Raw genomic sequence first — 19353 nt, 5'->3', positions numbered from 1 at the left:
GAAGGGGATTGACCTTAATGAATGTGGTATGCGATCACAAAATCAATAAACAATCTCACTTTCTCTGGTAGATGGTCTTTGTGGTTATAAAGCATGTAAATATCACGAGGGTTAGCGCTCCAGTCTTCTAAGACTTGCACTAAGCTGCCATCTTCAATGTATTCACGAATCATCACGTCAGGCATCAGGGTGATACCTAGGCCTTCTGAGCACGCTTGTCTTACGACATTAAGCGCATTGGCGTTGAAACGGCCTTTCTCGCTATTCACCACCGTCTCTTCATTCGAATTACTCAGCTGCCACTTAATCAGCGGGTAGCCTTTGAGTAGCGAATGGTTCGCTAGCTCTTCAGCATGGCTTGGAGCTGGGTTCTTCGCTAAGTACTCAGGGCTCGCGATAAGAATATCTTTGACTTCACTGATTTTTCGAGCGATTAGGCTTGAATCACGCTGAGGGCCGACTCGGAAAATTACGTCCCACTCCGTTGGATCCAGCTGATCCGCTTGGTTGTTCATCATCAGCTCAATATTGATATCAGGGTATTGAATCATGAATTCACTGAACATTGGCATCATCATGCGCTTGGTCAGGTTTGAGGGTGCCGTAATACGAATCTTACCGGAAGCGCCTTTGCACACGTCAGTTAACTCTTCTGCAGTAGAAGAGAGACGTTGCAACAGCGGAGAGCATTCATTGAAGAAACGTTCGCCTGCCTCTGTTAAAGAAAGTTTACGCGCGTGTCTATTGAGAAGCCTAAGGTTCAAAGAATCTTCTAAGGCTTGGATGCGTCGTGTGATGGTCGCAACCGGAATCATAGTCTTGCGCGATGTTGCGGTGTAGCTCCCATTTTCAACGACGAGTCGAAAGAGGTTTAAATCATCTAATTTCATAAATCCAGACACATTTGTTTACAATCTCATCTAATTTATACGTAACAGTGAGATCAATGTTTGCGTTACGTCAACTCGTTGCACTATTTACAAGTATTCCAACCCTCGTCACGAATTACCAGTAAAGAGTGCAAATTTGTGTATTTAGCATTTTATTACTAAGTTTTATATTAGTTCTTAGAACAGATAACAATAATAATTCGACTTAGTTTTGTGAGGTTATAGATTATGTACAAAACTCACAGTCAGCCAGTAATGACCTCGGCTCAGGAAGTAATTAACCAAAAATGCGTGATGTTGGTTGATGATGATCCTATTTTTCGCCGTAAAACCAGTGCGTACCTAGACAAGGTCGGTTATAAAGTGGTTGAGGCTGAAAATGGACTGGACGCTTTGCAGAAACTTAGAGACTCAGCGCCAGATTTAATTGTGTGTGACTTATCAATGCCAATACTTGATGGCATAGAGCTTGTGGAAGAGCTCAGTTTAGAGTACCCGTCACTGCCTATGATCGTTGTGTCTGGCACTGATGATATGTCTGACGTGGCGAAAGCCTTGCGATTTGGTATTAAAGACTTCTTGGCGAAGCCGTTAGAGGATCACCGTCACCTAGGAAGTGCGATTGCGAATACATTGACAGATTCGTTCGATAACATTTCAGACCAACGAGATTTTTCGAGCCAATGGTTCTGTGTGGATGATGGGGGAGAGATCCCTGAAGACCAAGAACTGCATTGGCACCTGAATTACCTTCAAGATAACCCAAGCGCAGCAAAAGACTTACTGCATGCGCTGCTTCCAGAGAAAGATACGCGACAAGGCTCATGGCGTTGCAGTTACCGGTTACTGCAATCAACAGAGATGATGCCACTTGTGTTTGACTATGCGTGGATGATGAACGGGCAGTTTGCTTTTTACCTCGTCGATTCATCGTCGTCTGATAATGGCGGCTCCGCGACAACATTGTTAGTGAGAGCGCTGTTCCACGATTACATAAGAAACAGAAAAGATTTTAATGTTGATCTCAAAGATATTGCTGAAATCTTAGAGAAGGGGATTCGTTGCTCTAAATGCTCCACCCCAGTGAATGCCTTGTTTGGTGTTGCTGACCTTGCCGAGGGAACCATCTCCATTTTGCCTGCGGGTCTAGACGGGCAATGGTCGAATGGTGAATTGAATCAATATATTGCAGCAGGTGAGCGCTTGGGTGAGAACTGCAAGAAGAACTTTATTACGCGGGACCTTCCGATCGAACAGGGCTGCCAACTGTCGTTGAGCCTACTTGGAGCGGCAAGTTTTAGTTTAGACATACACCAAGGGTCTACTGATTAACCCTATATTTCCTCGGTTTTTGTGAATAATTGATTAAGGTATAGTTGCGCAAATGGTGTGGCTATGCCTTTTTTGTTAAATGTCGATTTAGCAAAGCGGGTTTGGTTCGCCGGATACTTACCTTCACTAACAAAAACAAGAAGCAATCATGGCAGATAACAAAGACTTTCAAGACCCGTTTAATGTATTCTACTTTTTAGGATTTTTAGCCGCATTTTTAATGATTCCATTGCTACCAGCAACACTTACGTTGATCCGTGTATTCAATGGTTACGCAACATTCTAGTTAAGCTGTCGTCGCCGATTGGTGATAGCTAACTCAAGGAGGCCACAATTAGCGTTCGAGTTTTAAGCCTCAATATTGCTGGTGGCCTTTGTATATTTCTCGCAGTTCTAGGGATAGTTTTGCCCGTTCTGCCAACCACTCCTTTTCTCCTTCTTGCCAGCGCATGCTTCATGCGAAGCAATCCGAAAGTTCATAAATGGATGCATGAGCACAAAACGCTGGGTCCTTTGCTGAACAATTGGTATCAACACGGTGCCGTCACCAAACAAGTTAAAACGCGTGGCGTATTCTTTATCTTGTTGAGTTTTGCGTTATCCATCTACTTTGCCCCTATCATTTGGGTAAAGGCTTTCCTAATTTGTGTACTTGTTATTCTTCTCACATGGTTTATGCGACTTCCAACCCATGAGTTGGTTGCTGACAGCAAAGAAAATCACTACCATTAAGCCAGTGTGCCTGCTTGTATAGCGGGCGTTTATTATTTCAGCAATCAGAGTTATGACTCTCGTTGCAATGAATACCAATTGTACCTTTCCTTAATTCCGAGCGTTGATGTTTGATTCGTTAACGAGAGTTTGGAAAGCGGCCTAATGAAGTGCATAAGATTATGAACACAGAAAAAATCTCTCTGATCAAAGCAAGCATCAAAAGCATTCCTGATTACCCTAAAGCGGGTATTTTGTTCCGTGACGTAACAAGCTTGATGGAAGATCCAGTAGCTTACAAAGCGACTATCGACCTGCTAGCGGAAACATACAAGGACATGGGCTTTACTAAGATCGTTGGTACTGAAGCTCGTGGTTTCCTATTTGGTGCGCCTTTGGCACTTGAGCTAGGTGTTGGCTTCATTCCTGTTCGTAAGCCGGGCAAGCTGCCTCGTCAAACTGTGGCACAATCTTATGAGCTTGAGTACGGCACCGACACTCTAGAAATCCATACTGATGCTATCGTTGAAGGCGATAAAGTGTTGATGGTTGATGATTTGCTAGCAACGGGCGGTACGATTGAAGCAACAACAAAGTTGATTCGTCAGCTTGGTGGTGTGGTAGAACACGCTGCATTTGTTATTAACCTTCCAGAAATCGGTGGTGACAAGCGCTTACAAGGCTTAGGTCTAGAAGTGTTTAGCATCTGCGAATTCGACGGTCATTAATCCTTTTCGGAATTATTCATGAGCTATCTTGCGTTAGCGCGAAAATGGCGACCAACCAAATTCAAAGAAGTGGTTGGTCAAGCCCATGTTTTAACAGCATTAGAGAATGCCCTTAGCCAGAATAGGTTGCACCACGCATACCTGTTCAGCGGTACACGAGGTGTTGGTAAAACAACCATCGGTCGTTTGTTTGCTAAGGGACTCAACTGTGAAACAGGCATTACCTCAACACCTTGTGGTGAATGTGCAACCTGTAAAGAAATCGATGAAGGTCGCTTTGTTGACCTGCTCGAGATCGATGCGGCATCACGAACTAAGGTAGAAGATACCCGCGAGCTTCTGGACAATGTTCAGTACAAGCCTGCACGTGGTCGCTTCAAGGTTTACCTAATCGATGAAGTCCACATGCTTTCCAGGCACAGCTTTAACGCGCTTCTAAAGACCTTAGAAGAGCCGCCTGAGTATGTGAAATTCTTGCTCGCAACAACGGATCCACAGAAGCTTCCAGTAACGATCTTGTCGCGTTGTTTGCAGTTCCATCTTAAGCCGATCAGCGTTGATAATATTCACGAGCAGCTCGATCATATTCTTGAACAAGAAGATGTGACGTCTGAATCTCGTGCGCTTGGAATGATTGCTCATGCTGCTGATGGCAGTATGCGTGATGCGCTAAGCCTTACAGACCAAGCTATCGCATTGGGTAATGGCAATGTCGTAACAGATACTGTTGCTCACATGCTCGGAACACTGGATACCGACCAAGCTATCCACTTGCTTGAAGCGATTAGCAGTAAGCAGCCACAGCAAGCGATGGCGTGTATCCAAAGCCTTGCTGAGAACGGTGTCGAGTGGGATGGTTTGCTGAATCAGCTTGCGGCCCAACTGCATCGTCTTGCGATGTTCCAAGCTTTGCCATCTACATTAGATAAGGCACAGCCTGACGCTGAGAAGCTTGAACTACTGAGCAAAGCGCTTAGCCCACAAGACATTCAACTCTACTACCAGATCGTGTTGAAAGGTCGTGAAGACTTACCATTGTCGCCAACCGCTCGCGTTGGTATTGAGATGGTGGTTTTACGCATGTTGGCATTTAGACCAGCTGAACAAGCGGTTGCTACGGCAATCTCGACTCAGTCGGCAAGCCCAGCGCCAGTTCCAGCAGCTCAAGCTCAGAACGTTGCTCAGTCAGTGAGTCAACCTGCGCCAATGGCAGCTCCGAGACAGCCTCAGATGCAACAACAGGCGCCTCAACAGCAAGCTATGCAGCAGCCACCCGTGCAACAGACTCCAGCACAGTATTCAGATTCGCAAGGTTACGCTGAACATTCAGGCAACCAAGGTTATCCTGAGCAGGATTACCCGCATAGCCAGTATGACGCGCCTCCTGCTTATGATGAGCGTCCAAGCTACGGTGCAGAGCAGCCTCAGCAGCAACAAACGAATTATCAAAACCAGAGTCCGGTTCAACAGCCAAGCGCTGCACCTTCTGCTCCGCAAGAGCAGCCAGCGCGTGCAACTTCGCCTGTGAGTGGTTTACGCCACCAATTACGTTCTCAACGTAGAGGCAGTTCGGCAACAGAAAACAAAGGCTCGGCGCCAAAAAAGGCTAAAGCGACACCAGCTAAAACTTCAGTTCTTGATCGAGTTGCTCAGCAACACGGTGGTTCTGAGCGGGTGTCGCCAGCTTCTTTATCATCCTCTTCGACAGAAAATGTGACCAACGATAATGAACCTTATCGCTGGAAACCGTCTAAACCTGTAGTGAAAGAGGTGAGCAAAGAGCTTACACCTACTCAGATCAAGCGTGCGTTGGAGCATATTAAGACACCAGAAATGGTCGATAAATTGCTTCAAGAGTCGATTGCTCAAGATGAATGGTCAGCCACGATTCAAAAGCTAGAGACAGCCAAGCTTGTTGAACAGTTAGCATTGAACTCAGTGTTTGCTAAAAACGACACATCAATCACTTTAACGTTAAGAGCGAGCCAAGCTCATTTGAATACCGACCGTGCGCAGAGTGAGCTATTGCAGTCTCTCAATATTGTGCTTGGAGAAGAGTGTCATTTGAGTGTTGAAATCGGTGATGGTGGAGAAACGCCGCTAGAATTACGAGAACGACTGTATCAAGGTAAGTTGAAAGACGCGTTTACCGCTTTAGAAAACGATGCCAACGTACAGTTCATTGAAAGACGTTTTGCCGCTGAACTCGACAGAGACAGCGTTCGTCCTATCTAGAACGTTTTCTTGTTTAGTGACCGGCATATCATCCCAGATAAGCAAATCTGAGAACTGAACATCGAGGGGTTGAATCACACTGTTTTAACCCCCATTTAAGCTCGTATAGCTTAATTAATTTTAATAAACCAATTAGACCAGAGAGTATTAACATGTTTGGTAAAGGCGGTATGGGCAACATGATGAAGCAAGCCCAGCAAATGCAAGAGCGCATGCAAAAGCTTCAAGAAGAAATCGCAAATATGGAAGTTACAGGTGAGTCAGGTGCTGGCCTTGTAAAAGTAACGATCACTGGTAGCCACAGCGTTCGCCGTGTTGATATCGATGAAAGCCTAATGGAAGACGATAAAGAGATGCTTGAAGATCTTATCGCTGCTGCTTTCAACGATGCGGCTCGTCGCGTTGAAGAAACTCAAAAAGAGAAAATGGCTAGCGTAACTGGCGGAATGCAACTTCCACCAGGTATGAAGATGCCTTTCTAAGTAACTTATTCTTAAAGGTTAATTCAGGTGGTGGTTTGTGTTGAACAGGCTATTACTTGAACATTAGAACGGTTAAATATGCGTACCAGTCATATGCTGGAGCATTTGATGGAGGCCTTACGTTGTCTACCTGGGGTTGGCCCCAAGTCGGCGCAGCGTATGGCCTTTCATTTGTTACAGCGCGATAGAAAAGGCGGCCTACAGTTGGCTGAAGCTCTTAGCCAAGCAATGACCGAAATTGGTCACTGTAATGAGTGCCGTACTTTTACTGAAGAAGATACTTGCCACATTTGTACCAATCCTAAACGTCAGGAAAATGGTCAAATCTGTGTAGTAGAGAGCCCAGCAGACATTGCAGCAATAGAAGCGACAGGACAATATTCAGGCCGTTACTTTGTATTGATGGGTCACCTTTCACCACTTGATGGTATTGGTCCAAGTGACATCGGTCTCGATGTTTTGGACTACCGCCTGCGTCGTGGTGATATCTCGGAAGTAATCCTAGCGACTAACCCAACAGTTGAAGGGGAAGCCACAGCGCATTACATTGCTGAGCTATGTAATGCCCATGAAGTGAACGCAAGCCGTATCGCTCATGGTGTTCCTGTTGGTGGTGAGCTAGAGCTGGTGGATGGCACCACGCTTTCGCACTCCTTACTCGGTCGTCATAAGATCTAAAAAAGCCGCTTGGTGAAGCATCACTAAGCGGCTTTTTCTTTTATTGCTTTAGACGTTTTTCAGCGCTTAATCTGAACCTCTTACCGCTTTGTATATCATCGCGCCAATCACGGCACCAATAATCGGTGCAACCCAGAATAGCCACAATTGCGAAACGGCCCAATCACCGACAAATACAGCCACGCCGGTACTTCGAGCAGGGTTCACAGAGGTGTTGGTTACAGGAATACTGATAAGGTGAATCAAGGTCAAACAGAGACCAATCGCAATGGGTGCAAACCCAGCAGGCGCTTTTGAATCAGTTGCGCCCATGATCACGAATAGGAATACCATGGTCATGACCACTTCACAGACCAGTGCAGCGGTAAGTGAATAGCCGCCCGGTGAGTGTTCACCGTAACCATTTGAAGCAAAGCCAGATGCCGCAGCGTCAAAGCCTGCTTGGCCTGAAGCAATCACGAATAACACACCACCCGCGATAATACCGCCAATGACCTGGGCAATAATATAAGGTGCGACGTCTTTGGCATCAAAGCGACCACCGCTCCAAAGACCTATTGTAACAGCAGGGTTGAGATGACAGCCGGATATATGGCCAATAGCAAAAGCCATGGTGAGTACGGTTAAACCAAACGCGAGGGAAACCCCGAGTAAGCCGATACCTACATCGGGAAAAGCAGCGGCCAAGACGGCACTACCACAACCCCCTAACACCAACCAAAATGTACCGAACATTTCTGCAATATACCTATTCATAACGATCCTTATTAATCTGTACCAGTATCAACAAGATAGTTTAGATTTCGCAGAAGTGTGAAATCTTGTGTATATAGTTGAAAGAAAGAACAGAGAATCTTATGTAATCACTTCGAACTCGCACTAAAGATCGTTAAGGTCAGTCGTATTCTATCGCTATTTTAGCAAGTAAGAGTGACCTGATAATTAGCCGTATTTGTGTCAGTATTCTTTTTATTTAAACTACGATGAGTTGATAAAAATTAAGTAAGTTCTACTTCTACCAACACCCCAAAGTGATCTGATACAACCGGATAAAAATCGTGATTAAAAATCACCTTATGCTGCTTTACCACTACAGGCTGATTACTAAGTACTAAATCAATGCGTAACGCTTGGCTATTTTGCTCCCAACCATCAATGTTTTTAATGACAGTGGTTCCATCATCTTTGATTTCAGCAACTTCATAACAATCCATCAAACCGCGTTGTAATACGTAATCATAGCCTTCATTACGTATATGGCTTGGGTTGTTGAAATCGCCTAATAGAAAGCTCAACTCTGTTGGTAAAGTTGCCTTGATTCGGTCGAACTGATCCTCAAATGAGTTCTCTGAGTCATTCCACCAGCCACAATGACAATTATAAAGATTAAAATCACCCTGTTGAGAGGTCACTTTAATACGCACTGCTCGCCGATGTTTCCAAAAGCTCACATCATAGTTATCACTTAAATCAATGACCTCATGTTCGACAATCGGTAGTCGCGTTAAAAATGAGAGCCCCTCTTGATATACTTCATAACTTTGATGAACGAAATCCCACGTAAGTTGGTAGTGATGACCGTATTCCATGAGTTTTTTCTGTAATAAATAACCATAGTTATTCGCCAACACAGTGTGATTGGTTAATATATTGGCATCAACGGCCGGGCTATCTTGATGTTGATTCACTTCCTGTAATGCAACCACATCGCACCCTTGCTCGATAATGGCTTGCGCGACCACATCTAACTTTTCTAGCTGTTTTTCTTCTTGCCAACTGTGGGTATTTAGTGTCATTAACTTCATTATTATTCACTTATTTATTCTAGTGAGATAAAACGCAGCGCAAGGCTGCGTTTCTCGAGGTTATTTGATCTAAAAAGAATTACGCAGGTTGTGCTGAATATTTCTCTATTAACTTAGATTTAATAACATCCACCCCAGGGCCATAAATAACTTGTACACCCTGTTCTTTAATCACAGCACCAAGAGCCCCTGTCGGCTTCCATGACGCATATTCAGCAACCAACTTCGGATCATTAACTGTAATACGCAAGCGAGTCATACAAGCATCAATCTCAGCAATATTGGCACGGCCACCTAAATTCTGAATAATAATGTTCATCTTCTCATCTTCTGACATCGATTCTGAGCTTTCATCCAGGTAGTTACCCATACGACCCGGTGTTGGTAACTTCAATTTCACGATTAGGAAGCGGAACAATCCATAGTTAACCACAAAGAAAACAATAGAAACTAATGCAAAGCGAACCAGATCACCACCGATGCCCGCTGAAACCATCATAGGTATACGAGTGAGTAACTCAATCAAACCAAAGGCATGTACACGTAGGTCCATCACATCGACCAACGCAAATGCAACTCCTGTTAACACAGCATGTGCAACATACAAAACGGGAGCGATAAACATAAACATGAATTCAATAGGCTCAGTCACACCGGTTAATAACACAGCAAGACAGGCAGATAAGAACATTGGCTTATATTGTGCGCGCTTATCACTATCAACACAGTGATACATCGCAAGTCCAATACCAATCAATGAAGAGGCTGCGATAATAACTTGGCCTGCTTTAAAGCGTGCTGGGTGCACCGTATCTAACAGGTGTTGGTAAGTTGTCGGATCGCTTAATTTAAGATTATTTAAATCGCTGACCCAAGCAAGCCATAATGGATCTTGACCATAAACACTTGAGCCCGCATTCATCCCAGTCAAAAGCTCATAAGTACCACCCAACTCGGTGTAATTCATTGGAATAGTTAAAGTGTGGTGTAAACCAAATGGCAGTAATAAACGCTCTAACGTACCATACAAGAAAGGAGCAGTGATCGGCGCAGTGTCTTTAGAGGTAGCAATCCATTGACCAAAATCATTAAGCGCACCTTGAATTAAAGGCCATATTACAGATAAACCAAACGCAATAATCAGCGAATAGAAAATAACAACAAAAGGTACAAAACGCTTACCGTTGAAAAATGCTAATGCCTGAGGTAAGCGAGCGAAGTCATGATAGCGGTTAAATAAGTTGGCACCTAAATAGCCAGACATAATACCGATAAACACACCCATATTTAGGGCAGGAGCACCCAAAATATTCGTGAAGAATTGAGAGACAGGTAACTCAGAACCAAATAGGCTCATCACAACCGCTTCTGGGTCACTGAGCATAGCGTTATCCACGCCCAATATAACCCCAGTGATACGGTTGATTAAGATGAAGGCTATTAGCGCGGCAAATGCGCCACCTGCACGCTCTTTTGCCCACGAGCCACCAATCGCGACCGCAAATAATAGGTGAAGGTTAACAATGATCCCCCAACCTATGTTTTCCATTATAGCGCCTAGTGTTTCAATGGCACCAAGCCCACCCGCATACATTGCGACCACTTTACCTAGTGATATCATGATACCAGCGGCAGGCATCACCGCGATAACAACGATAAGGGACTTCCCAAATCGTTGCCAAAAATCAAACGATAGTAACTTACTCATAAATAGTTCCTTGATTTAAATACAGGCTAACGTTATCAGCGCCTAGCCATAAATATAATTTAGTGCTTTCTTGCAAATATATACGCGGCATAAGCGGGGGCTATTTGCGTTGTTATAAAATCTGAGCGAACGTGTTCATTGTTAATATTCTGATTATCAAGCATTAACTCGCCTAATTGGGTGCAGTCGATATCAACAACGCTCTCTTGTGGACTTAAATTGGTAATAATGGTCCATGTCATATCTTGAGCAACACGTTGATAAACATAGATATTAGGATCGTTAGCTAGCAGTAATTGATAACGGCCAACCACTAAGCTTTCATGTGACTTACGCAAAGCAATCAACTGCTTATAGAAACCTAAGATCGAATTTGGATCTTGCTGTTGTTGCTCAACATTGATATCTGCATACTGTTGATTCACCGAGAACCAAGGTTGCACCTCAGAAAAACCGGCAAAATCCTGGTCATTCCATTGCATTGGCAAGCGACTGTGGTCGCGGGATACTTGATTTAACAAGGCTAAGATATCGGCATCGCTCTGACCTTGTTGCGATAGCTTTTGAATTAAATTTCTCGCAGACACATCGTTAAATTCGTCAAGAGAAGTAAACTGATGATTTACCATACCAATCTCTTGGCCCTGATAAATAAATGGAGTTCCTTTCATCAAGAAATAACAACTCGCTAACGCGGTAGCACTGGCATACCTAGAGTTAGGATCGGCAAAAGTATCAATACTACGAGCTTGATCGTGGTTTTCTAAATAAAGCGCATTCCAGCCTTTACCTTCTAAGGCATCTTGCCAACGCGATAAAATGCGTTTGAACGCCACGAGATCGAAATTCTCGTTGCTTTGTTCTTCCGACCATAGCTTCATGTGTTCAAACTGAAAAATCATGTTAAAAACACCACCTTGATCGTGCTCGGTCGCTTCAGCAACCCAAGGCAATGCGTTGTCGGCCGTCACCCCATTGGCCTCACCAACGGTCACGATATCAAAAGGCGAAAACGCCTGCTCTTTTAACTCATACAGATGTTTTTCAATCCCTGCCACATTCATATGATAATCGAATGAAGAGACATAGTTTTCACCCTTTGGATTGGGTAAAGAGGGTAAACCAGCTTGTTTTTGAATATGGCTAATTGCATCGACACGGAAACCATCAATACCTCGTTCCAACCACCAATGAATCATTTTAAATAGTGCTTGTTTAACTTCAGGGTTTTCCCAATTAAGATCTGGCTGTTTTTTAGAAAATAGGTGCAAATAATATTGTGCAGTTTTGTCATCATATTCCCATGCACTACCATGAAAAATACTTTCCCAGTTATTTGGTTCGCAAGTCGGCTTTTCAGCTGTAGGCTCACAACCATCACGCCAAATATACCAATCACGCTTAGGGCTATCTTTGTTATCTCGCGATTCGATGAACCATGGATGCTCATCGCTAGTGTGGTTTATCACTAAATCCATAATAATGCGAATGCCACGTTCATGAGCAGCAGTGATTAATTTATCCACATCCTCAAGGGTTCCAAAGTCAGGATGAATCGCTTGATAGTCACTGATATCGTAACCGTTATCATCATTCGGTGATGCGTAGAATGGGCAGATCCATATTAAATCAATGCCCAAATCAGCAAGATAATCTAGCTTAGCAATGATCCCATTGATGTCACCAATACCGTCCTGGTTTGTATCATAAAAACTACGGGGATAAATTTGGTAGGCAGTTGCTTTCTTCCACCACGCGAGTGGTTTTGAGTGTAGATTATTAGCGAGTGTCATCGGTTATACTATGTGTGTTATCGTTAACACATAGTGTTAAATGGAACCTATTTGGACTCAATACAATTTCAGAGAAACTGTGAACTTTCTCTCATTCTTATGTCGAATGTGCCTTCAACGGAACTGAAATCGCGCTTGAGCAATTTTTTGACAGCTTGGTAGCCCACTTGATAGTAGTTAAAAGCGACAGTAGTCAGGCTTGGGACTAACAAATCGCTGTAGTCATAGTCACCCATGCCTACAATCCATAAGTTATGACCAATCTTGAGTTGCTGTTCTTTGGCGCGACGATATAAACGAATAGCAATATTATCGGTGGCACAAAAGTAGACATGATTAGGCTGTAATTGAATTGCCTGGTAGCCGGCTTTGTCCTCCGAGTTGGCTAGAGCTTGTAGTGAAAAATTCAACTCAGGGACGGTGTCAGTAATGGTGGCTTGCATCAACTTAGTACGGCTGGAAAGCATACGCTCATCATAAATATAATGTACGGCTGCCAGCGGTGCCTGCTGTTGTTTTAACTGAGTGATGGTTTGGGAAACGAGTGCTTTAATTGCAGCATGGTCGGGGTAATATAAACAGCAATGGTGGGGGGTGTTTTTACCAATAAATAACACATTGTCTAAGGTTTGATAAAACGTCTCTTCGACACTGTGCTTTGAAGCAATAATAATAGTGCCCAATGCATTTAAGCCATTAAACTCTCTCACAGCTTGGCATTCTGACTCATGGTTAAACCCTGAGGCATGAAAAAGCATTCGTACTTGTGATTCATTGGCAGCCGCCAGTGCCCCTTTAATTACTAAACTAGTTGTATATGACTCAATGCGAGGAGCAACGAAACCAATAATATTAGATTGGCTACGAATGGAACGAGCAAATATATTAGGGGTATAATGATTTTCTTTGACGATAGCATCAATTTTAAGGCGATTTTCAGCCGAGACATAACCGTCATTAAAGTAACGTGACACGGTCATTGTTGAAATTCCAAGCTGTCTTGAAATCTCCGCCATGGTCATTTTTTTACTCATCACATTTTCCTTCCATAATGTATTATTGCCATATTATCCAATATATTGGCTGACAACAAAGTAAATAAAAACGCTACCTGATGATATACACATAGTACTTCAAGTTTATAAGATATTGTCCACTTCTTGACCTGAACTGAATACCCGTAGTTACGGCCTTGCTCGCTCAGGTCTTCAGTGCAACGACTGCTAATTTAAAAATGGGCAGGAGATATCACCGACGTAGCTACAAACAAATATTGGCTATAATTAGTTGCCATTATTGACCTTTATTCAAGGCAAGTTATTGGTTGGTTTATGGGTACGAGAATAAAGGCCTCATTGATCTGTGATGTCTTATCGATGGCTTTATTTCGCCGAGAGTTTCCTGAAACGGTTATTACTCATAGCGAGGTAGTCAGTATTGTTTGAAAGACTATTGAGGCCTCATAAGCACCTATAACCTAAAGCAAAGTATGAGTAGGAAAAGAAATTGCTGGGATATAGAAAAGGGCTAATACGCTTAGGTAATAGCTTCTAACTCGATCAGGTTATCAAGGGCTTCTTGGTCGGTTTTACCACAAATGACAGGGCAAGCTTTGAATTGGTGACATACCTTCGGGCGTGAAGGTTGACCAAATAATTTGCAGAGATCTTGCTCATTTAATTGGATGCAGCGTATCCCAGCAGGCTTACCATTAGGCATTCCAGGAATAGCAGATGTAATACTTGGAGCGATACAGCATGCTCCACAACCTAGGCGACATTCCATCAAATTAAACTCACTAAATAACAGGGTGCGCGATAGTAGCAAAAAATGATGAGAGTGACAGCTGTTGATTGAATCAAAGAATGAACAATTATTATCCTTGAACTTTTTATGGGCTAGCGGTATAACACGCACCCCAGTAAAAGAGTAAGAAGTAATCCTATGACGAATCCATTTTGGCAAGAAAAGACACTAGAACAGATGACCGAGAATGAGTGGGAATCACTTTGCGACGGTTGTGGTAAGTGCTGCCTACATAAACTAATGGATGAAGATAGCGATGAAGTTTACTACACCAATGTGGCGTGTAGCTGGTTAAACGACAAAACATGTTCGTGTAAAGATTACCCGAACCGCTTCACTTCAGGTGAAGAGTGTTTGAAGCTGACTCGTGACAAGATCGATGAGTTTCACTGGCTACCAGACACTTGTGCTTACCGCCTTTTATCAGAATCTAAGCCGATTCCTGAATGGCACCCGTTGATCACCGGATCAAAAACAGAGATGCATGCAGCAGGTGAAAGCGTTCGTAACAAAGTGGTATACGAAATCGATGTTGTCGATTGGGAAGATCACATCTTGAACCACCCGAACCGCTAGTTAACGAAGACTAGTCAATCACCCGAATAAAAAAAGGCTCACATTTCTGTGAGCCTTTGTCGTATTTAGGAGGGTCCAAATCAATGGACTGTGTCATGGCTAATGTCAAGCAAGCGGTAAGTCTGCAACCACCTGATTGAACGTGATACGAGCATTCTGAGTTTGCTCAGATAACTCGATCTTTTTCGCTTGTGCGGCACTAAGATTACTCTCGGCCTGCTCAAGTGCTTGTTGTAGGTTCTCTGGTAACTCGTGAGTTTCCATTTGTGAACCTTGTTCTAACACATAAGCGCGAATTTCTTTCTTCACTGCGGCAAGTTCTGTGTAAGCAACACGCTCAAGTTCTGCGGCTTCTTGTGCTGCATCTCTTTCTTTCTCAAACTGAGCCAACGCCATACCTTCAGCAGACCAAGGGTCCATGTCTGGCAGTTCTTCGATGTTGATCGTTGGCTCGATATACGCATCTTGATGGCGTAGGTCGAGGTTAGTCGCACGAACCGCTGAAATCATCAGCATCACAGAGATAGCAAGCAGTGGTAAGCCACCAACAATCGCCGCCGTTTGTAGCGTACTTAGACCGCCTAAGAACATTAGAATCGTTGGTAAGAACGACAGAGTAAATGCCCAGAACATACGGTTCCAGCGCATTGGCTCTTCGGTCACGTTATTTTGTACAACAGACGCTAGGATGTATGAGATAGAGTCAAATGTTGTTGCCGTGAAAATGATACACAGCATTGTAAATACAGCGATAACCAGCGTGCTCATTGGCAATTGTGCAAGCATCGAGAAGATAGCTTTGGTTGCGCCTTCCGCATTCAAAATGGCAACGACATCTAGCTCACCAGAAAGCTGCAGTGATAGGCCGTAGTTACCTAAGATCATGAAGAACAGGAAACAACCTAGAGAACCAAAGAAGATCGACCCTGACACCATTTGTTTGATGGTTCTGCCGCGAGAGATACGCGCAACAAACAGACCCATACTCGGTGCAAATACTAGCCACCATGCCCAGTAGAAAATCGTCCAGTCTTGTGGGAAGTGAGTGTTTTCGAATGTACCGTAACCACCAAATGGTTCAGCCCACGTTGCCATCACGAAGAAGTTAGACAGTAGACGACCAATTGAGTCTAAGCCTGTTTCTAACATGAAGATTGTTGGACCCGCGATCAGAACGAAAGCCAGTAGACCCATCGCACCCCAGAAGTTGATGTTACTTAGGATCTTGATGCCTTTTTCCAATCCAGCATAAGATGAGTAAGCAAAAATCGCAGTACACACTAAAAGCACCATCACTTGCGTTAGGTTATTTTTAGGTAGACCAAATAGGTGATTTAGACCTTCAGTGATCAGAGGAGCGGCTAAACCTAATGTTGTTGCAGCGCCGCCTAATAGACCGAAAATGAATAGGATATCAACGATCTTTCCTGGTACGCCTTTACTACGGTGTTCACCAAGAACAGGCATTAATGCGCTTGAAATCTTTAGAACAGGTTGTTTACGTACGTAGAAGAAGTAAGCGATAGGAATTGCCGGGATTAGGTAGATAGACCATGCGATTGGTCCCCAGTGGAATAGGCCGTAGGTCGCAGCCCAGCGTACTGCTTCTTCACTGCCAGGTTCTAGTTGGAAAGGCGGTGATTGGTAGTAGTAAGCCCACTCAATACAGCCCCAATACAAGATACTTGCACCGATACCGCCACAAAATAGCATGGCAGCCCATGATGCAGTTTTAAACTCAGGCTCTTCATCAGCTTCGCCCAGTTTAATTTGTCCCATATCACTGAATACTACGTACACCATAAATGCACAGGCTGCGAGACCTAGAGCAAGATACAGGAATCCGAGTTGATCAGTCATGAATGTTTTCGCAACCGCAATCCAGTCTGCGCCCTGTGCAGGGAACAAAATGAGCGGGAAAACTATCGTGAGTAGGAGTGCTATAGCACCAAAAAAGGTTGGCTTATCGATAAGCTCAAAAGTGTTTTTCACGAGTATTATTCCATTAAAATGAGAGCGGAATTATGGAATGAACTCGTTTTTTAGACCTAATCGGGTCTATTGTCGTAACGATAAATCGCTTTTATTCTAGAGAATGCGATAGGTTGGCAAGGCTAAATGAGTGCGAGAAGAATACCGCCTACGGTTGCCGCTGCGGACAGGTATTGCCCCGCTGAATAAGAACCATCATCTTCTTCTTCAATCTTATCTGGGTGATCCATACCCAAGGCACCATGAGCGAATGACTCAACTTTATCGGTAACTGTCGCGTTTTCTGCTTCGACTTTCTTCGCTTCTTTATCAATTTCTTTTAGGGCAGATAAGAGTGCTTTGCCTTCATCAGAAAGCTTAACCGTATTTTGCTCAACCTTAAGCGGTGTAGGCTTTTCAGCTTCGTTAGCTGAACTCTTAGCGTTCATCTGCGAAGGCGAATACAGCTGAGTATTACTCGTTCCTACTGGCGTCATATAGCTCTCCTTACCTATCCTTAAATATAGTATCGGCAGAGGTGTGAAAAACTTGTGCAATTAATCATCGATATTGATGTTTTTTTATTCGCACATTACATTTTCGTCTGCTTGGTTAAATCGTCTATTTACTAAGCAAGTCTTGTGCCGATAAGAATGTTTGATTTTAGATAGAGTTAGGATGAATGACGGGAACGTGATCAAGTTGTGACGATGGGCTAATTATCTAGGATTAGCCCATCGACTCTTTAGCTTAGAAGAGTGGATCAACAGATCCTACTCACACTCTAGGCTAGCGCTACGTTTTGACAGATGCTTGTATGCCTTCATTCGGTTCTCTTTCTTTACAAAGCGAGCCGGCGGCGAAAGCACTTCAAGCTGATAATCACCGCTATCCGATGAGATCGCTTCAACCGGGCTGATGATGGTGATTTTTAAATCAGGGTTACGACGTAGAATTGATGCCGCCGTCCCTAAACCACCCTCGGTGTGGAACTTGCCAGCCACGTGAATCACTTGTTTATCAGGGTTTGATGCTAGGTAATCCACAATCGACTCAGCCATGGTTTCGTCCCAGGTAACCTGAGCGGCAAACTGCTTTTCTGTTTGCTCTGGCGTACCGTGATGCATAGAAGCCATGAACTTTTCTTTGTAAGGGCTATCGCCAGTATCCACTTCGGCAGCAATCCATTGGCGTTGCTCGGTCGATAATTGGTCTAGGTAAGGCAATCCTTTACGGCCAATACACTGCACGAATGGCTTTGGTGCATTTGCCGCAATAACATCGACGTCGTTGGCTTTTGCGAACTCAACTAACGCGCGGTAATCACTTTCGTAATTTGGCCAAGCTGCCGCTTGAGACATGAGAATTTGTTCGCCAATTTCGCCGTTTAAGTATTGGTCAAGTGTGGCTTGGTGCTCTCGAGTGAACTGTTCCATTGAAAGCGCAATGTTTGATGTTGCGTTGCGGCGCGCTTTTAAGAAGTCGGTTTGGAAGCGGTGAATGGCAGAATGCGTGTGCCATTCGCCAATTAGAACCACATCAGCGTCAATCAGCTGCTCGGGTAATGCATCGAGAGAAAGTGTTTCGCCTTGTGGAGAAGCGAACTGGTAGTCATAGAATGTGGAAACGGATTCCGTTTGAGCCACTTTTTGAGAAGTGTCTTTTGCAGGTTGACTAGCACAAGCCGTGAGAAGAGTAGCTAATCCGATAAGAATAATACGTTGCATGAAATGCCTCCTTGAAGAACACGCATACTAAAGGAGGCAAGATAAGATTTCAATGCAAACGATAATCAATATCAATTAAATTTGTTTGCGGTACACTCGCAGCATAAAGTCAGCTTCACAGTTGAATTGCTCTGCCTCGGTGAGTTGTAGTTTAAACTCTTCACTCGCCTTCCAAGCAAACGGCGTCATCTGTAGCAGGTCGAATGCATCTGACCCCGATAGTTCCATCATATAGTTTAGTTGCTCTTGATGCTCAAGCGTAAAACCTTCGATCACTTCTGGATCTTCGTCGTGCAAGCGAACGCCATCATAAATTGCATCACGCAGTTGATACAGGTGTCGGCTAGCTGGTGTCACGGTGATCACCACACCATTATCTTTGATGGTGCGTTGTAACTCTTCAGCCTTGCAAGGCGCGTAAATGCGTAGAATTCCGTCTAAGCTGTTTTCAGCAAAGGGTAGGCGATGGCTTGATGCAACTGAGAAGTCGACAGCAGGGTAGCGTTTAGCGGCGTATTTGATAGCAATCTTAGAAATGTCTAGGCCAAAAGTAGCCCCTTTCTTTTCTTGAAGATTCACAGCAATTTCGTTGGTGTAATAACCTTCGCCACAACCAATATCCAATAGGCTAGGCGTCTCTTCTGGTAGATAGCGAGAACACAACGTCACCACCGCTTGGCGCATTGGGTCATAGTGGTTACCTTCAAGGAAGCGACGACGTGCCTGCATCATCTCTTTGTTGTCACCTGGATCTTTTGAGCGTTTGTGGTGCGCAGGCATCAAATTGACGTAGCCTTCTTTCGCTAGGTCGAACTGATGGTTCTTTTCACACTTAAACGTACGATCGTTTTGAGATAAAGGTTGGTGACACAAAGGGCATTGGTAAGTCATGGAGACCTCTAAAGGAGAAT

Annotated in this window: 19 protein-coding genes and 1 pseudogene; 9 read left to right on the top strand and 11 right to left on the bottom strand. The window is 44.0% G+C overall.

Annotated features, from left to right (window positions below; all coding sequences use genetic code 11):
* Positions 1–14: 14 nt before the first annotated feature.
* Entirely contained in the window at positions 15–890 is an 876-nt protein-coding gene (locus AB4493_RS10135; RefSeq protein WP_017062344.1) for a LysR family transcriptional regulator, read from the bottom strand.
* Positions 891–1118: 228 nt separating this feature from the next.
* On the opposite strand from AB4493_RS10135, the gene AB4493_RS10130 reads away from it, so the two are divergent.
* The 7 genes from AB4493_RS10130 (at position 1119) to recR (ending at position 7056) form a co-directional block, all read left to right on the top strand.
* Entirely contained in the window at positions 1119–2222 is a 1104-nt protein-coding gene (locus AB4493_RS10130) for a response regulator (RefSeq protein WP_372154942.1), read from the top strand.
* 148 nt (positions 2223–2370) lie between these two features.
* On the top strand, positions 2371–2508 hold the full coding sequence (locus AB4493_RS10125) for a hypothetical protein (protein ID WP_017067606.1): 138 nt from the start codon (positions 2371–2373) through the stop codon (positions 2506–2508).
* A gap of 74 nt (positions 2509–2582) precedes the next feature.
* Positions 2583–2954 (top strand): YbaN family protein, encoded by a 372-nt coding sequence (locus AB4493_RS10120; protein WP_029225617.1) that lies wholly within the window; start codon positions 2583–2585, stop codon positions 2952–2954.
* Positions 2955–3115: 161 nt separating this feature from the next.
* Entirely contained in the window at positions 3116–3661 is a 546-nt protein-coding gene (gene apt / locus AB4493_RS10115) for an adenine phosphoribosyltransferase (protein WP_017062340.1), read from the top strand.
* 18 nt (positions 3662–3679) lie between these two features.
* A complete protein-coding gene (dnaX, locus tag AB4493_RS10110) occupies positions 3680–5896 on the top strand; it encodes a DNA polymerase III subunit gamma/tau (protein WP_372154941.1) in 2217 nt (738 codons plus the stop codon).
* A gap of 152 nt (positions 5897–6048) precedes the next feature.
* Positions 6049–6378 (top strand): YbaB/EbfC family nucleoid-associated protein, encoded by a 330-nt coding sequence (locus AB4493_RS10105; RefSeq protein ID WP_017062338.1) that lies wholly within the window; start codon positions 6049–6051, stop codon positions 6376–6378.
* A 78-nt stretch (positions 6379–6456) separates the two neighbouring features.
* Entirely contained in the window at positions 6457–7056 is a 600-nt protein-coding gene (gene recR, locus AB4493_RS10100; protein WP_019823189.1) for a recombination mediator RecR, read from the top strand.
* A gap of 66 nt (positions 7057–7122) precedes the next feature.
* Here recR and aqpZ read toward each other — a convergent pair whose 3' ends face one another.
* From aqpZ to AB4493_RS10075, 5 genes are all read right to left on the bottom strand, one after another.
* Positions 7123–7812: an aquaporin Z gene (aqpZ, locus tag AB4493_RS10095; protein ID WP_048610468.1), complete on the bottom strand. Its 690-nt coding sequence runs from the start codon at positions 7810–7812 to the stop codon at positions 7123–7125.
* A gap of 242 nt (positions 7813–8054) precedes the next feature.
* A complete protein-coding gene (locus AB4493_RS10090) occupies positions 8055–8861 on the bottom strand; it encodes an endonuclease/exonuclease/phosphatase family protein (RefSeq protein ID WP_019823193.1) in 807 nt (268 codons plus the stop codon).
* 79 nt (positions 8862–8940) lie between these two features.
* Positions 8941–10569, bottom strand: coding sequence for a PTS transporter subunit IIBC (locus AB4493_RS10085; protein WP_372154940.1), 1629 nt, complete (start codon positions 10567–10569; stop codon positions 8941–8943).
* A gap of 59 nt (positions 10570–10628) precedes the next feature.
* The gene (locus AB4493_RS10080; RefSeq protein WP_102320046.1) at positions 10629–12362 is read right to left on the bottom strand and encodes an alpha-glucosidase; all 1734 of its coding nucleotides are present in this window, start codon (positions 12360–12362) and stop codon (positions 10629–10631) included.
* Between the two features lie 68 nt (positions 12363–12430).
* The gene (locus AB4493_RS10075; RefSeq protein WP_017070321.1) at positions 12431–13396 is read right to left on the bottom strand and encodes a LacI family DNA-binding transcriptional regulator; all 966 of its coding nucleotides are present in this window, start codon (positions 13394–13396) and stop codon (positions 12431–12433) included.
* Positions 13397–13536: 140 nt separating this feature from the next.
* Here AB4493_RS10075 and AB4493_RS10070 point away from each other — a divergent pair.
* Positions 13537–13878 (top strand): annotated as a pseudogene (locus AB4493_RS10070) (DDE-type integrase/transposase/recombinase); the annotation flags it as partial.
* Positions 13879–13898: 20 nt separating this feature from the next.
* On the opposite strand, the gene AB4493_RS10065 reads toward AB4493_RS10070, so the two are convergent.
* Positions 13899–14147: a YkgJ family cysteine cluster protein gene (locus tag AB4493_RS10065; RefSeq protein ID WP_248389634.1), complete on the bottom strand. Its 249-nt coding sequence runs from the start codon at positions 14145–14147 to the stop codon at positions 13899–13901.
* 159 nt (positions 14148–14306) lie between these two features.
* On the opposite strand from AB4493_RS10065, the gene AB4493_RS10060 reads away from it, so the two are divergent.
* Positions 14307–14744, top strand: a complete 438-nt coding sequence (locus tag AB4493_RS10060) for a YcgN family cysteine cluster protein (protein WP_017059388.1) — start codon at positions 14307–14309, stop codon at positions 14742–14744.
* Positions 14745–14849: 105 nt separating this feature from the next.
* On the opposite strand, the gene AB4493_RS10055 is transcribed toward AB4493_RS10060, so the two are convergent.
* The 4 genes from AB4493_RS10055 to rlmA all read right to left on the bottom strand — a co-directional run bounded on the left by AB4493_RS10055 (position 14850) and on the right by rlmA (position 19333).
* Positions 14850–16736 (bottom strand): BCCT family transporter, encoded by a 1887-nt coding sequence (locus AB4493_RS10055; protein ID WP_372154938.1) that lies wholly within the window; start codon positions 16734–16736, stop codon positions 14850–14852.
* A 122-nt stretch (positions 16737–16858) separates the two neighbouring features.
* Complete coding sequence (locus tag AB4493_RS10050; RefSeq protein ID WP_017070749.1) at positions 16859–17212, bottom strand: hypothetical protein; 354 nt, start codon at positions 17210–17212, stop codon at positions 16859–16861.
* Between the two features lie 276 nt (positions 17213–17488).
* Positions 17489–18442, bottom strand: a complete 954-nt coding sequence (locus AB4493_RS10045) for a ChaN family lipoprotein (RefSeq protein WP_372127864.1) — start codon at positions 18440–18442, stop codon at positions 17489–17491.
* Positions 18443–18517: 75 nt separating this feature from the next.
* Positions 18518–19333 (bottom strand): 23S rRNA (guanine(745)-N(1))-methyltransferase, encoded by an 816-nt coding sequence (gene rlmA / locus AB4493_RS10040; protein ID WP_017059384.1) that lies wholly within the window; start codon positions 19331–19333, stop codon positions 18518–18520.
* Between the last annotated feature and the right edge of the window lie 20 nt (positions 19334–19353).

It is taken from the genome of Vibrio sp. 10N.222.55.A1 (genome assembly GCF_041473835.1).
GTDB classification, from domain to species: Bacteria; Pseudomonadota; Gammaproteobacteria; order Enterobacterales; family Vibrionaceae; genus Vibrio; species Vibrio crassostreae_C.
This window is presented reverse-complemented; position numbering and strand designations above follow the sequence as displayed.